Origin of the sequence: Pseudomonas sp. 10C3, assembly GCF_036346185.1 — a bacterium.
GTDB lineage: Bacteria > Pseudomonadota > Gammaproteobacteria > Pseudomonadales > Pseudomonadaceae > Aquipseudomonas.
The window spans coordinates 49130-62602 of sequence record NZ_JASJVE010000025.1 but is presented as its reverse complement, the minus strand read 5'-3'; the positions used below and the strand labels follow the sequence as shown (position 1 = coordinate 62602).

General features: G+C 56.0%; 14 protein-coding genes and 1 pseudogene. 9 read left to right on the top strand and 6 right to left on the bottom strand.

Annotated features, from left to right (window positions below):
* A pseudogene (locus tag QN399_RS21495) lies at nt 1-448 on the top strand (hypothetical protein); the annotation flags it as partial.
* 36 nt (nt 449-484) lie between these two features.
* On the opposite strand, the gene QN399_RS21490 reads toward QN399_RS21495, so the two are convergent.
* Nucleotides 485-2557, bottom strand: coding sequence for a type VI secretion system tip protein TssI/VgrG (locus tag QN399_RS21490; RefSeq protein ID WP_330201610.1), 2073 nt, complete (start codon nt 2555-2557; stop codon nt 485-487).
* 299 nt (nt 2558-2856) lie between these two features.
* Here QN399_RS21490 and QN399_RS21485 point away from each other — a divergent pair, with 299 nt between their 5' ends.
* Complete coding sequence (locus QN399_RS21485; protein WP_330201609.1) at nt 2857-3312, top strand: acetyltransferase; 456 nt, start codon at nt 2857-2859, stop codon at nt 3310-3312.
* 29 nt (nt 3313-3341) lie between these two features.
* Here the strand turns inward: QN399_RS21485 and QN399_RS21480 are convergent, their stop codons facing one another.
* Nucleotides 3342-4337: an alpha/beta hydrolase gene (locus tag QN399_RS21480; protein WP_330201608.1), complete on the bottom strand. Its 996-nt coding sequence runs from the start codon at nt 4335-4337 to the stop codon at nt 3342-3344.
* A 194-nt stretch (nt 4338-4531) separates the two neighbouring features.
* On the opposite strand from QN399_RS21480, the gene QN399_RS21475 reads away from it, so the two are divergent.
* From QN399_RS21475 to tsaA, 3 genes are all read left to right on the top strand, one after another.
* Nucleotides 4532-5242, top strand: coding sequence for an rRNA pseudouridine synthase (locus QN399_RS21475; protein ID WP_322180422.1), 711 nt, complete (start codon nt 4532-4534; stop codon nt 5240-5242).
* 77 nt (nt 5243-5319) lie between these two features.
* A complete protein-coding gene (locus QN399_RS21470) occupies nt 5320-5784 on the top strand; it encodes a DUF1456 family protein (protein WP_322215314.1) in 465 nt (154 codons plus the stop codon).
* 53 nt (nt 5785-5837) lie between these two features.
* Nucleotides 5838-6536: a tRNA (N6-threonylcarbamoyladenosine(37)-N6)-methyltransferase TrmO gene (gene tsaA / locus QN399_RS21465; protein WP_330201607.1), complete on the top strand. Its 699-nt coding sequence runs from the start codon at nt 5838-5840 to the stop codon at nt 6534-6536.
* A 74-nt stretch (nt 6537-6610) separates the two neighbouring features.
* Here tsaA and fpr read toward each other — a convergent pair whose 3' ends face one another.
* A complete protein-coding gene (gene fpr / locus QN399_RS21460; protein ID WP_219061275.1) occupies nt 6611-7390 on the bottom strand; it encodes a ferredoxin-NADP reductase in 780 nt (259 codons plus the stop codon).
* Nucleotides 7391-7511: 121 nt separating this feature from the next.
* On the opposite strand from fpr, the gene QN399_RS21455 reads away from it, so the two are divergent.
* The gene (locus QN399_RS21455) at nt 7512-8438 is read left to right on the top strand and encodes a LysR family transcriptional regulator (protein WP_322180426.1); all 927 of its coding nucleotides are present in this window, start codon (nt 7512-7514) and stop codon (nt 8436-8438) included.
* A 23-nt stretch (nt 8439-8461) separates the two neighbouring features.
* Here the strand turns inward: QN399_RS21455 and QN399_RS21450 are convergent, their stop codons facing one another.
* Nucleotides 8462-8827 carry a diacylglycerol kinase gene (locus QN399_RS21450; protein WP_322180428.1) on the bottom strand — a complete coding sequence of 122 codons (366 nt, stop codon included), beginning with the start codon at nt 8825-8827 and terminating at the stop codon, nt 8462-8464.
* 84 nt (nt 8828-8911) lie between these two features.
* Entirely contained in the window at nt 8912-9559 is a 648-nt protein-coding gene (gene erdR, locus QN399_RS21445; protein ID WP_219061272.1) for a response regulator transcription factor ErdR, read from the bottom strand.
* A gap of 223 nt (nt 9560-9782) precedes the next feature.
* Here erdR and QN399_RS21440 point away from each other — a divergent pair, with 223 nt between their 5' ends.
* Nucleotides 9783-10676 carry a DMT family transporter gene (locus tag QN399_RS21440; RefSeq protein ID WP_330201606.1) on the top strand — a complete coding sequence of 298 codons (894 nt, stop codon included), beginning with the start codon at nt 9783-9785 and terminating at the stop codon, nt 10674-10676.
* Here QN399_RS21440 and QN399_RS21435 read toward each other — a convergent pair.
* On the bottom strand, nt 10671-11381 hold the full coding sequence (locus QN399_RS21435) for a tRNA-uridine aminocarboxypropyltransferase (RefSeq protein ID WP_322180433.1): 711 nt from the start codon (nt 11379-11381) through the stop codon (nt 10671-10673). The genes QN399_RS21440 and QN399_RS21435 overlap by 6 nt on opposite strands.
* Nucleotides 11382-11635: 254 nt before the next feature.
* Here QN399_RS21435 and QN399_RS21430 point away from each other — a divergent pair, with 254 nt between their 5' ends.
* Nucleotides 11636-12046: a quorum-sensing-regulated virulence factor family protein gene (locus tag QN399_RS21430; protein ID WP_322180435.1), complete on the top strand. Its 411-nt coding sequence runs from the start codon at nt 11636-11638 to the stop codon at nt 12044-12046.
* Between the two features lie 300 nt (nt 12047-12346).
* Nucleotides 12347-13465, top strand: a complete 1119-nt coding sequence (locus tag QN399_RS21425) for an LOG family protein (protein ID WP_322180437.1) — start codon at nt 12347-12349, stop codon at nt 13463-13465.
* Nucleotides 13466-13473: the final 8 nt, after the last annotated feature.

Sequence of the window (13473 nt, the reverse complement as noted above, 5' to 3'; positions counted from 1 at the left end):
AGCCATTCGCGCGTACATGGAGTATGAGGTCCACACGCTCAAGGACATTCAGGACCCTCTCGACCTGCAAGGCCCCGACGATCCGCCACATGAGGGGCTGCACACGTTCTACAACGCTCGCGAACGCATGCGCCGGCGGCGCAAGGCGGGCGAAGTCGGCTGGAGTTATCCGTTCTGGTGGTACCTGTACCACGTCATGACCCTCTGGACCCTGCCCAACCATCTCACCGAATGGGAGATCCGCCGCATCAAAAGCATGGGCCGCGCCGCCGTGCCCGAGGCGATACAGGCATGGTCCGCTCCGCTGCTGGAAGCTGAATGGGCCAAGCCCAGCGAGAAGTTGCAGCGCATGAGCAAAATGGTCATGAACCTGCGCCAGCAAGAGCCGCAAGTCTCGTTGATTCAACACTTCGTTGAAGTGCAGATCGCTGAAGCGAAACTGAAGTAAGGGTTAACAATCAGCGATGGAACGCCGCTTTTTACCTTAGACGCTCTTCGGTACCGGCTTGTTCAGCTCGCACAACGGGCACGTCAGCTGTCCGCTGAGGATTTTTTCGACTTGCCCCTGCGATGCAACAACGCTGCCGGCAACCAGGGGCTGAACCTGCCCCGGCATCAATGGTATCGCCGCTATTCCCGGCACTGGCACCCCGCCCAACACGATCGGCACGCTGCTGAAAATCCCGGCAGGGCTGATGAGGATGTGTTGACCACCCGCTTTCAACGTAAGGCTGACGCCAGCATCAATGACGAGGTTAACGCCGGATTTTAGGTGCACCTCGAATCCGGCTTCTTTCACCAACACCTGACCCACACGGGTGTGGCTGCTGCCTGCCACCTGCAGATGATCGCCCGCCAGCAGCTGAACCTTGCGCTCGCCGGTGAGGGTTCGGTGTTCCTCACCGTTGAGCACCGAGGTGCTGTTGCCCTTGATGGTTTCCAGGCGCTGACCGCCAATTTCAGTCCGGCTGTCGTTCTGGATCAGCTGTTCCATGTCGCGTTGGGCGCGCAGGTAGACCCGTTCCGCACCGCTCTTGTCGTCAAAATGAACTTCGTTGAAACCGGTACTTGCACTGGAACTCCGGCTGCGAAAGATGCTTTTGGTCTTGTTTTCAGGCAGTCCGTACGCAACGGGGTTCAGGTTATTGGGCAAACAGCCGACGATAACCGGCCTGTCGGCGTCCCCTTCCAAGTAGGAAACCAGCACCTCCATGCCCACTCGGGGAATGGTGACGGCGCCATACCCATCGCCTGCCCAACTGGACGCAACCCGCACCCAGCAACTGGTTGTTTCATCGTCCTGTTCGCTACGGTCCCAGTGGAATTTGACTTTCACCCGGCCGAATTTGTCGCAGTAGATTTCTTCATTCACAGGGCCGGTGACCCTGGCGGTCTGGGTGCTGTGGATTCGCGGTTTTGGGTGTTCCAGCGCCGGACGGAACTGGACCGCTTCCGCAATGGCGGTGAAGGTGTTGCGATACCCCTGAGCGATGCGCCCGTAGTCAACCGGGCTGCTGCCGGCCAGCTCTTCGAGCACCTGCGGCTGTCTGGCGTCATGTTGCACAAAAATCAGCACCCAGTGGGTTTCGGGGCCGTAATCCTGAACCAGGTGCAAGCGCGATCCGCTGCGCAAAAGCGACGCATCACTCTCGCCATCCGCCAGGCGAAAGCCGGTTTGATGGCGCTCAAGCGCACGCTTGGATAGAACGTCACCGCGCCTTTTTTCTTCGAAATTCCCGGGATAGACGTAATTCTCCAGGTAGGGACCGTATTTGGGGACTTCGCCGCTCTCCCATTGCGCCTGGGTTCGCGTGGGGTTTTGCAGGCTCTGCAGCGGGATATGGGTCTGTTTGAAGTCATGGTCGCGCAGGGCGACATGGTTGGTTTGGGCCGTCAATCGCACGCCGAAGGCCTTGACCGCCGGACCTTCTGCCACCAGGCCGCTCCCCGGTTTGAACGGCAACACCTGCGGAGATTGCTGCGGGAATCGGGTTTCATCGTCGGCAAAGATCAGGTGATGACTGTCAGGCGTGTGCTCAAACCGGTAGAAAACCCCCTCTTCCTCGCATAACCGGCTGAGAAAGTGCAGGTCCGACTCGTCGTACTGCACGCAATAGTCGCGCGGCGCCATGACCGCCGTGATGCGGTCGAACGATGCATCGGTGCCCTTCAGCATGTGGTGCCCTTTCAGCACCTCAAGAATGATCTCCGGCACGGTCATTTTCTGGAACGAACGGCGATGGCTCGAGTGCTGCAAAAAGGCCAGAAAGGGGGCCAGCACCAGATGGTAATGGGTGAATGCCCCGCCTGTTTTGCCTTGGCGGATCGCATAAATATGACCGTGCAGCCCCTGCCCTTGCGCCCCGAATCTCAGGTAGGCCGCTTTATGCAGCAAGCCGTCCAACGCGTGGGATGAGCGCCGGCTCACCAGTTCGATGTTGATTTCATAGGGTCGGCTCAACGCCTCGGTCCCGTGAAAACTCAGCACCTGCAAGTCAGTTTGCTGCTCCCCGTTGATGTCCAGACAGAACTTCGGGGTAAGGCCGGGATGAGACATGCGCGGATCTTCGTGTTGGAAGGGGCACGCAGTGTCGTTGAAAATAGACTCAGCGAATGCCAGTCACACTGCAAGGAACACGTAAGACTCTTCCCGATATCGAGTGGGCTTGATCCGACACCGTCGAAACCTGTCAGGAAAACGTGGCAGACTCGAAAATCAGAGCCCCTACAAAAAATCACCAACAAGCTGTTTTTTTTCTATTAGATTTAATCAACACAAGATCACACTTCAAAAAAATCGACATTAAAAAGCTGCCGAGTCACGGACCGACACTTTTGCCTAAGGAGACAGGTTGTATGCGCAGTCATTCGGTCATTCATACGCCACGACAGAGTGATTACCCGGAGCTCGCCCGCATCTGGGAAGACTCGGTGCGGGCCACCCATGATTTCTTGCCCAGCTCCTATATCTCTATGCTCAAGAGCATGGTGCTCAATCAGTATCTGGATGCGGTGATGCTGATTTGCAGCAAAGACACTCGGCAACGAATCACCGGTTTCGCCGGAATCGCCGCGGGCAAGGTCGAAATGCTGTTCATCGACCCTGAGCACCGCGGCCAAGGACTGGGCAAGTTGCTGCTCGCTCATGCTATTGAGCACTTCCACGCCGATGAACTGGACGTCAACGAGCAAAACCTTCAAGCCCTGGGGTTCTACCTCAAGCAGGGGTTTGAGGTGATCGGTCGTTCTGAGGTGGATGGCATGGGTCAGCCTTATCCGTTACTGCATATGCGCCTGAGCAGGCCCCATTGAATGAAGCCTGCGCTGCATGCCCCCGGCGATCAGTCGAGCAAACCGTCAATCAGGGCCTTGTTGAAGTGCTCTGGGTCCTGGATTTGTGGTGCATGCCCCAGCGTGTCGAGCTCAACCAGCGTTGCATGAGGAATGCGCTTGGCCACGGCCTTGCCTAGTTCGGGATAGTTGCCCAATGTCTTACGCAACGCTTCGGGGGCCAGGTCTTTGGCGATGGCGGTGTTGTCCTTTTGTCCGATCATTAACAGAGTAGGCATTTTCAGGTTTTCGAACGCGTAGAACACCGGCTGATTGAAAATCATCTCATAGGTCTGCGCTGAGGCATGGGCCACCTCTTCACGCCCCTTGCCGTTGTACATGCCCGCCTGCATATCGACCCAATGATCGAACTCCGGCCGCCATTCGTTGGCGTAATAAGTCGCCTGCTGGTATTTGCGGATGCTGTCGGCATTGGTTTTCAAATCGCGCGCATACCATTGCTCGAACGTGAGAGCCGGCACGCCTTTGGCTTTCCAGTCCTCAAGACCGATGGGGTTGACCAAGACCAGTTGGTCGACCTGTTGCGGGTACATCAATGCAAAGCGGGTGGCCAACATACCGCCCATGGAATGCCCGAGCACAATGACGTGGTCGATGCCCAGGTGGGTGAGCAACGCGTTGGTGTTCTGCGCCAATTGCTCAAACGTATAACGGTAATGTTCAGGTTTACTCGACCGACAGAAACCTATCTGATCAGGCGCAATCATCCGGTACCCCGCGTCGCTCAACGGTTTGATTGTCCCTCCCCAGGTCGCGCCACAAAAATTCTTGCCATGCAGCAGCACAACGGTGCGCCCATTGGACGCATGGGACGGTTTGATGTCCATGTAGCCCATCTGTACCTGTTCACCCTGAGAATCAAAAGCAAAATTCTGTGCAGGATAGGGATACTCGAAACCTTGCAACTGCGGGCCGTAGGACGGCGTTTCAGCAGCGAACAACGGCAAGCTGACGCTCATTATCAATGCGGCAAGCCATTTGGACATAAACCAGACTCCAGGGAACACGCTTTAGCCAATCAGGACCAGGCGTCACCCGCGATGGGTTCCTGGATGGCCTTTCGCTAACGAAAAAGCACAGAACGACCACCTATCTTGAAGGCATTTTCAATGTGGCCGCGATTAACACTGCGTGCGCGGGTACAATAGCCGTCTTTCCCCTTAAGTAACGGCTCTTTGTCATGACAGACCCCATTCGCCTTTCCAAACGCCTTGTCGAGCTGGTCGGCTGCTCCCGCCGGGAGGCTGAACTGTTTATCGAAGGCGGTTGGGTCACGGTTGACGGTGAAGTCATTGAAGAGCCGCAGTTCAAAGTCGATAACCAGAAAATCGAGCTCGATCCCGAGGCAAAAGCAACTGCGCCGGAATCAGTGACCATTCTCTTGCATCAGCCGGCGAACTTAGATGCCGAAAGCGCGCTGCAACTGATCACCCCCGGCACCTTGTCCGAAGAGCATCGGTACGGTAAGCGCCCCCTTAAAGGGCACTTCATGCGCCTGTCGCCCATTTCGACCCTGCAAGCCAACGCCAGCGGGTTGATGGTCTTCAGCCAGGACTGGAAAATACTGCGCAAGTTGACCGACGATCGCAGCAAGATCGAACAGGAATACGTAGTCGAGATCGAAGGGACCATGGCAGCCCATGGTCTCAATCGCCTCAACCACGGCCTGACTTACAAGGGCAAGGAACTGCCGGCAGTAAAAGCCAGCTGGCAGAACGAAAACCGCCTGCGCTTCGCCATGAAGAACCCCCAGCCCGGCGTCATTGCCCAACTGTGTGAAAGCGTCGGCCTCAAGGTCGTGTCCCTTCGACGCATCCGCATCGGCGGTGTGTCCATGGGCAAGCTGCCAGAAGGCCAATGGCGTTACCTGTCCGGCAAGGAAAAATTCTAAGCCGGCGCGCCCCACATTTCAGCGTCGCACAGGCTTCCCGTGCGACGTTCACATCAGACTTATCAGGACCGTAAACAATGATGAACAACGACGTACTGCGTAGCGTTCGCTACATGCTCGATATCAGCGATGGCAAAGTCGTGGAGATCATCAAGCTGGGTGGCCTGGACGTGTCCAAGGACGACGTGATCGCCTTCATGAAAAAGGACGAGGAAGAAGAAGGCTATCTGAATTGCAGCGATGAAGTCATGGCGCACTTTCTCGATGGTCTGGTGATCTTCAAGCGCGGCAAGGACGACAGTCGCGCCCCGCAAAAAATTGAAGTGCCAGTGACCAATAACACCGTGCTGAAAAAACTGCGGGTTGCCTTCGAACTCAAGGAAGACGACATGCACGCCATTCTCAAGGCGGCCGAGTTTCCGGTGTCCAAGCCAGAGCTGAGCGCGCTGTTCCGCAAGTTCGGTCACAGCAACTACCGGACCTGTGGCGACCAGCTGCTGCGCAACTTCCTCAAGGGCCTGACGCTGCGCATTCGCGCCTGAGTCCCCTGCTTCAAAACGGATGACCCGACGGACCTCGGCCCAAGATCATGACCATGACTTACAACGTCTCCCCCGTCGGCTTCATGCGCTCCTGCTTCAAGGAAAAATTCGCCATTCCTCGGCAGCCCCAACTGGCTCCCGCTGCGCGTGGCGTCCTGGAGTTGGTGGCACCCTTCGATCATGCCGACGCCGTACAAGGGCTTGAGCAGGTCAGCCATATCTGGCTACTCTTTCTTTTCCATCAGACACTGGAAGAAAAGCCACGCCTGAAGGTTCGCCCGCCGCGCCTCGGTGGCAACCAGTCCATGGGCGTGTTCGCAACGCGTGCGACTCACCGCCCCAACGGCATTGGTCAGTCGGTGGTGAAGCTGGAGAAGGTAGAGCCTGGACGCCTTTGGGTCTCGGGCATCGACTTGCTGGACGGCACTCCTGTGCTGGACATCAAACCGTACGTGCCCTACGCAGATAGCGTCGAGGGCGCCACAAACACCATTGCCAGTGCCGCGCCGATGTTGATTCCGGTGCAATGGGAAGGCAGCGCGCTGCTTCAGGCCCGTGAACACGCGCAACGTCTGAATGAGCCATTGGTCGAGCTGATCGAGCAATGTCTGGCGCAGGATCCACGCCCGGCTTATCAGGTACCAACGCCAGAACGCCGCTACGGCACGCAGCTGTGGGATCTTGACGTTCGCTGGCATTATCCGCAAAACGGGCTGATACGCGTGCTTGAGGTCGTGCCAGCGACACAATGAGTAACACGCTGCAAAAGAAAAAACCCGCTCGGCCATTGACTGCCGAAGCAGGTTTTTTTCTGAATCGGCTGACCTTACTTCTCGACGAAGGCGCGCTCGATCAGGTAATCGCCGGGCTCACGCATGCGCGGGGACACCTTCAAGCCAAAGCTGTTGAGAACTTCGCTGGTCTCATCGAGCATGCTCGGGCTGCCACACAGCATTGCACGATCATCCTCGGGGTTGATCGGCGGCAGACCGATGTCCCTGAACAGCTTGCCGCTGCGCATCAGGTCGGTCAGGCGGCCCTGGTTCTCGAACGGCTCACGCGTCACGGTTGGGTAATAAATCAGTTTTTCACGCAATGCTTCACCGAAGAACTCGTTCTGCGGCAAGTGCTCAGTGATGAACTCGTGGTAGGCAACCTCGTTCACGTAGCGTACGCCGTGGCAGAGAATAACCTTCTCGAAGCGCTCATACGTTTCCGGGTCCTGAATGACGCTCATGAACGGCGCCAGGCCCGTTCCTGTGCTGAGCAGATACAGGTGCTTGCCCGGCTTGAGATCGTCCAGCACCAGAGTGCCGGTCGGTTTCTTGCTGATGATGATCTCGTCGCCTTCCTTCAAATGCTGCAACTGCGACGTCAGGGGACCATCAGGCACCTTGATGCTGAAGAATTCGAGATGCTCTTCCCAGTTCGGGCTGGCGATCGAGTAAGCGCGCATGAGCGGGCGCCCGTTCGGCTGCTGAAGACCGATCATGACGAACTGACCGTTCTCGAAGCGCAAACCTGGATCACGGGTGCACTTGAAACTAAAGAGGGTGTCGTTCCAGTGATGGACGCTCAGGACACGCTCGTGATTCATGTTGCTCATGTACGGGGGCTCCGGAAAATTTCGCTCGCGCTGACTCTGAGCGCTATTGCGCGTCATTCTAGTGGCAAGCACAATATCTGTTAAATGAATTATTAAGATATGGGTTATCGGTTATATAGATATGCGATTTACTCTGCGTCAACTTCAAGTCTTCGTCGCCGTCGCTCAGCAGGAAAGCGTCTCGCGCGCTGCCGGGCTTTTGTCACTCTCGCAATCAGCGGCCAGCACCTCTATTACTGAGCTGGAGCGCCAATCCAGCTGCCAATTATTTGATCGCGCCGGCAAACGCTTGAGCCTGAACGCAACGGGCCGCCAGCTACTGCCACAAGCGGTAGCGCTGCTGGATCAGGCCAAGGAGATCGAGGACCTGTTCAATGGCAAATCCGGCTTCGGCTCATTGGCAGTCGGCGCCACGCTCACCATTGGCAATTATTTGGCCACGCTCTTGATCGGCAGTTTCATGCAGCGCCATCCCGAGAGCCAAGTGAAGCTGAGCGTGCAAAACACAGCGAATATTGTGCAGCAAGTTGCCCATTACGAAATTGATCTAGGTCTGATCGAGGGTGATTGTACCCATCCCGACATCGAAGTTCAGACGTGGGTCGAAGACGAACTGGTGGTTTTCTGCGCCCCGCAGCACCCGTTGGCCAAACGCGGTCACGCCACCCTGGAGGAACTGACCCAGGAAGCCTGGATCCTCAGGGAGCAAGGTTCAGGCACCCGCCTGACTTTCGATCAAGCCATGCGCCACCACCGCAACGCCCTGAATGTGCGTTTAGAGCTGGAACACACCGAAGCTATCAAGCGAGCAGTCGAGTCTGGTTTGGGTATTGGCTGTATTTCTCGTCTGGCACTGCGCGATGCCATCCGCCGCGGTAGCCTAGTGGCGGTGGAAACCCCGGAGCTGGACCTGTCGCGGCAGTTCTATTTCATCTGGCACAAGCAGAAGTACCAGACCTCTGCCATGCGCGAATTTCTCGACCTGTGTCGCGCATTCACCGCAGGGGTTCAGCGTAGCGACGAAATAGTGCTGCCGAGTATTGCCTGAGCCATCCAGCTATCCGCGAACCATCAACCCAGCAGAATCACACCCCACACCAGGCCGATCATACCCAACGCAATGAATTGCGCCGCGCTGCCCATGTCCTTGGCGTTTTTCGACAATGGGTGCAAATCCAGCGAAATCCGGTCAATGGCCGCCTCAACAGCGGAGTTGAGCAACTCAACAATCAGCGCCAGCAGGCATACGGCAATCAGAACCGCACGCTCACCCCGACTGACATTGAACATGAAGGCCAGAGGTATCAGGATCACGTTGAGGAGCACCAACTGACGAAATGCAGCTTCACCTGTGTAGGCGGCACGCAAACCATCAAACGAATAGCCGGTAGCGTTGAAGATACGTTTCAGGCCTGTTTGGCCTTTAAAGGGCGACATAGATGGGTAACTGCGTAAAAAAGACAAGGAAGGCTAATTTAACAAAAGTCAAAAAAGCGTGAGCATCCGGGCCGAATACAGCATTTAGTTGGCCGGAATTGATTCCATTTGCTGCAAGAGCAAAGCAGCCTGTGTGCGAGTGCGAACATTGAGTTTGCGAAAAATCGCCGTGACATGAGCCTTGATCGTGGCTTCCGAAACACTGAGTTCGTAGGCGATCTGCTTGTTCAGCAACCCCTCGCAGACCATGGTCAATACCCGGAACTGCTGGGGAGTGAGACTCGCCAGACCTGCACTGGCAGCCTTGGCTTCAGCCGAAACGCTGATGGCTTCATTGACTTGCGGCGGCCACCAGACATCGCCATCAAGCACCGTACGTACGGCCTGCTGAATGGTCTCAAGAGAACTGGACTTGGGAATAAAGCCACTGGCGCCAAACTCGCGCGAGCGAACCACGATGGATGCCTCTTCTTGCGCCGACACCATCACCACCGGGATTTGCGGGTACTGTCCGCGCAACAGGACCAGGCCAGAAAATCCGTAAGCGCCAGGCATGTTCAAGTCCAGCAACACCAAGTCCCAATCTGCCTTATCGGTCAGACAGCTTTCAAGCTCGGCAATGCTTTCGGCTTCAACTAACTTAGCCTCAGGACCCAACCCCAGACTCAAGGCCTGACGCAGTGCACTGCGAAACAAAGGGTGGTCATCAGCAATCAGGATTTCGTATGTCATTTATCAATGATCCTGTTTAGGTGAGCACTAATGGATTCAGCGCTCACGAAGGCATCCATCGATGCCAGCAAACTCACGGTACCAACACGGTACGTTCAACGCCAAGACTTACAAAAACCAGCGTTCAAGCGTTATTTCGGTGACAAGGATGACGAGCGAAGTCGGGGTGGTCAAGTTCAACGCTTTACGGCAAAGTCTGCACCCTCCCAACTAGAGCGTCATCATGCGAAAACAAGCCCTGCGGGCCGACCTGTTAATGCTGATCACCGCAATGATCTGGGGCTCCGGCTTTGTCGCGCAAACTTCAGGCATGGACCATATTGGGCCATATCTCTATACAGGCCTGCGCTTCGCCCTTGGCTCGTTATGCTTGTTGCCCCTGCTGCTCCGTCGCTCCGGCGCTGCAAAGCCCGAGCCTCTAATGACGCGCGGCCTACTGCTCGGTGGCATTGTGATGGGGCTGGCATTGTGCACAGGCATCAACCTGCAACAAGTCGGCCTACTGTTTACCAGCGTGACCAACGCCGGATTCATCACCGGTCTTTATGTCATTGTAGTTCCGCTCCTGGGCCTGCTGCTGGGCCACAAGACCGGAACAGGCACCTGGCTTGGCGCAGGGCTGGCAGTGGCGGGCATGTTCCTGCTCAGTGTCGGGGACAATTTCCACGTCGCCTCAGGTGATTGGTTGCAATTGATCGGGGCCTTTGTCTGGGGCGGACATGTAATCCTGGTCGGCGTTTTTGCCAGCCGCCACGACGCGATCCGCCTCGCGTTCCTGCAATTTCTGACCTGCTCGGTCATCAGCCTGATCCTGGCGCTGATTTTCGAAGACATACAGTTGCAGTCGATCATCGCCGCCGGCCCTGCCCTGCTGTACGGCGGCGTGGTTGCCGTGGGGATCGGTTATACCCTGCAAGTCGTTGCACAAAAAGATGCTATCGCCTCCCATGCGGCGATTATTCTTTCCCTCGAAGCCGTCTTTGCCGCCATTGCTGGTGCGCTACTGCTGGGAGAGTCGCTGCACCCGAAGGGCTACCTCGGTTGCGCGCTGATGCTTGCGGGTATGCTGCTAGCACAGTTGTGGCCAAAAAAACCTGAGCCGGTAATGGCCCTATAAAAAAGCCTTGAGATGAGTATGCGACGCATCGTCGAGGTCGACCGGAAGCTGATGTTTGGCTGCCAGATAGTGTGCGGTGAAGACATCCAGATACGCGTCCAGCACGCCACCGGCGGTGTTGTCCTCGGCCAGTTCAAGGCACAGCGCCGCCACTTCAGCGGTGCAAAAATGATCATCACGCTTTGAGCGACGCAGTCGATAGCGGGAAATCTGTTCCGGCTCCAGGCTGAGCACAGGAAAATGATCCAGATACGGGCTCTTGCGAAACATCTTGCGTGCCTCGCTCCAGGTTGCGTCCAGCAGAATAAAAAGCGGGCGCTTGCCTTCTTCTAGCTTCACCTCGGTGACCACACGTTCGCTGGCGACAAACTCGCCGGGGAACACGATATAGGGTTGCCATTGTGGATCATTGAGCAATGCCGGTAATTCGGCATCGACTTCAGTCCGCGACCAACCGTACGCATGAGTTTCTTCGATGACATCGGCAATCAACCAGCCCGTATTGGTCGGTTTCAGCGGCTCGACGTCATACATCAACAGACACATGGCTGATTTGGCCGCCACCTTCGGACGCCAGGCGCACAGGCAATAGCTGAAAATCACCCGGCACCCCGGGCAACGCTCAGCCCTTGAGCCTCGAGCAGTAAAAGGCTTGATACTACGCGCCAGGCGTTGGGCTCGCAGCCGGGAAACGGCATGACTCATTGCGGATGACGCCGACAAATACAAAGTATCGACACAGCAGGATCTCGGCAGATAGAAAGTCGAAGCAGTTTATCAGAGGCCGATGTCGCGCCCTTTGTTTCCTTGCCCTTTGTTTACTTTATACTGCACGACCATTCGAGCCTGCCCAGGCAAACACGCTCTGCGTGTGATCGGTTTTGTCGTTACCGACCCCGGCAGTGAACGCACTTTCAAGTCGCTGGTCCAACGGCCAGTCACTGAATCAGGAGAGTTTCATGCTGCGCCTTATCGTCCCCTCCCTCTCGCTTTTGCTGGCAGTACCGTTCTGCGCCGAAGCGGCCTCCAAGCAGGATTTCGAACTGAGCAAAATGCTGGAAAAAGTTGCTATGGAAAGCAGCGTCGGCACACCGCGGGCGATCAATGAAGACATTCTGGATCAGGGTTACACGGTTGAAGGAAAGGTCTTGATCAATCACCTTAGCGTGCGCGAAAGCCACGCCATGAAGATGCGCAGCAACCCGGACGCAGTTCGCAGCCAATTGGGCGATAGCGTTTGCCACAACACCGGTTACCGTCAACTCATGGCCAAGGGCGCACTGCTCAAGTATGAGTTCACCGAATACAAAACCAACCGCCCGGTTGCGACCCAGGCTTTCAAAGCCGCTGATTGCGCGGTGAAGAAATAGTATCGGTAAAAAATTTCATACGGCGACAAGCAGGGTCTATACATTTAAAAGGCTTTTAAATTTTCAGGGCAAAAAGGGGGTTGCCCGTACTGTTACGTAGTACCCATGTTTTTCTTTTAACCCAAGGACATAAGCAGAATCAGTATGGATCACTCGGTAACGATATCCGTGCGAAACTGGCGCTCCAAAGCCAGCTGTAATGCTCGGGCAAATGTCTGGGCAGCCAGCGACACACGATGTGTCGCGGTCGTGTCGATCATGTCGGCACGATCAGTGGTTCTGCAGAAGGAGAAAGTCTGAATGCCTTATGAACCGAATGATTTTTTGTCTCGACACTTCCAGAGCAATGGTTTCGACCTCACCAGCAAGGTTGAAGAACATATCGGCCTGGTTGCTCCCAACAGCCCCAATCTACCGCTCTACCGCGACATGATGTTGACTGTTCTGCGCATGGCGCAGGACGACCGCAATCGCTGGAACGCCAAGATAACCCTGCAAGCATTGCGTGAACTTGAGCACGCCTTCCGGATACTGGAACAATTCAAGAGCCGTCGTAAAGTCACCGTGTTCGGCTCGGCTCGTACACCTGTAGAACATCCGCTGTATGCCTTGGCACGGGAAGTAGGCGCCGCCTTGGCGCGCTCCGACCTGATGGTGATTACTGGTGCCGGTGGCGGCATTATGGCCGCAGCACACGAAGGAGCGGGGCTCGACCATAGCCTGGGCTTCAATATCACCCTGCCTTTCGAGCAGCATGCAAATCCCACCGTTGAAGGCACTGACAACCTGCTGCCTTTCCACTTCTTCTTTATCCGCAAATTGTTCTTCGTTAAAGAAGCGAATGGACTGGTGCTATGCCCTGGCGGTTTCGGCACGCTGGATGAAGCGCTGGAAGTCTTGACGCTGATTCAGACTGGCAAAAGCCCACTTGTGCCTGTCGTTTTACTCGACACACCCGGTGGCAGCTTCTGGCAAGAGGCGCTTAATTTCATCAGCCATCAACTGGAGGCCAATCATTACATTTTGCCAAGCGACATGAAGTTGCTGCGACTGGTTTACAGCGCGGAAGAAGCGGTCGATGAAATCAACCAGTTCTACAACAACTTCCATTCCACCCGGTGGCTGAAAAGTCTGTTTGTGATTCGGATGAATCACCCGCTCAACCAGCAGTCACTCGACTACATACAAGAGGCGTTTGCCGACTTGCGGCTGAGTGACACCTTCCATCAGCATATGTACATGGGTGAAGAGCACGACGAACCGCAGTTCAGCCACCTTGTGCGACTGGTGTTTAACTTTAATGGAAGAAACCAGGGTCGCCTGCGCGAACTGGTCGATTACATCAACAAACCGGAAAGCTGGGCCAAAACCCCTCCTCAGCAACAAACCCGTGTACGTGAACCGCTAAAGGTCACGTAAGGGGTCCT

Excerpts from the sequence above, each read along its gene's own strand:
- QN399_RS21425 (WP_322180437.1), top strand. The coding sequence starts at position 12,347 with ATGCCTTATGAACCGAATGATTTTTTGTCTCGACACTTCCAGAGCAAT.
- QN399_RS21435 (WP_322180433.1), bottom strand. The coding sequence starts at position 11,381 with ATGAGTCATGCCGTTTCCCGGCTGCGAGCCCAACGCCTGGCGCGTAGT.
- QN399_RS21430 (WP_322180435.1), top strand. The coding sequence starts at position 11,636 with ATGCTGCGCCTTATCGTCCCCTCCCTCTCGCTTTTGCTGGCAGTACCG.
- QN399_RS21450 (WP_322180428.1), bottom strand. The coding sequence starts at position 8,827 with ATGTCGCCCTTTAAAGGCCAAACAGGCCTGAAACGTATCTTCAACGCT.
- QN399_RS21490 (WP_330201610.1), bottom strand. The coding sequence starts at position 2,557 with ATGTCTCATCCCGGCCTTACCCCGAAGTTCTGTCTGGACATCAACGGG.
- tsaA (WP_330201607.1), top strand. The coding sequence starts at position 5,838 with ATGACTTACAACGTCTCCCCCGTCGGCTTCATGCGCTCCTGCTTCAAG.
- QN399_RS21485 (WP_330201609.1), top strand. The coding sequence starts at position 2,857 with ATGCGCAGTCATTCGGTCATTCATACGCCACGACAGAGTGATTACCCG.
- QN399_RS21440 (WP_330201606.1), top strand. The coding sequence starts at position 9,783 with ATGCGAAAACAAGCCCTGCGGGCCGACCTGTTAATGCTGATCACCGCA.
- erdR (WP_219061272.1), bottom strand. The coding sequence starts at position 9,559 with ATGACATACGAAATCCTGATTGCTGATGACCACCCTTTGTTTCGCAGT.
- fpr (WP_219061275.1), bottom strand. The coding sequence starts at position 7,390 with ATGAGCAACATGAATCACGAGCGTGTCCTGAGCGTCCATCACTGGAAC.
- QN399_RS21475 (WP_322180422.1), top strand. The coding sequence starts at position 4,532 with ATGACAGACCCCATTCGCCTTTCCAAACGCCTTGTCGAGCTGGTCGGC.
- QN399_RS21470 (WP_322215314.1), top strand. The coding sequence starts at position 5,320 with ATGATGAACAACGACGTACTGCGTAGCGTTCGCTACATGCTCGATATC.
- QN399_RS21480 (WP_330201608.1), bottom strand. The coding sequence starts at position 4,337 with ATGTCCAAATGGCTTGCCGCATTGATAATGAGCGTCAGCTTGCCGTTG.
- QN399_RS21455 (WP_322180426.1), top strand. The coding sequence starts at position 7,512 with ATGCGATTTACTCTGCGTCAACTTCAAGTCTTCGTCGCCGTCGCTCAG.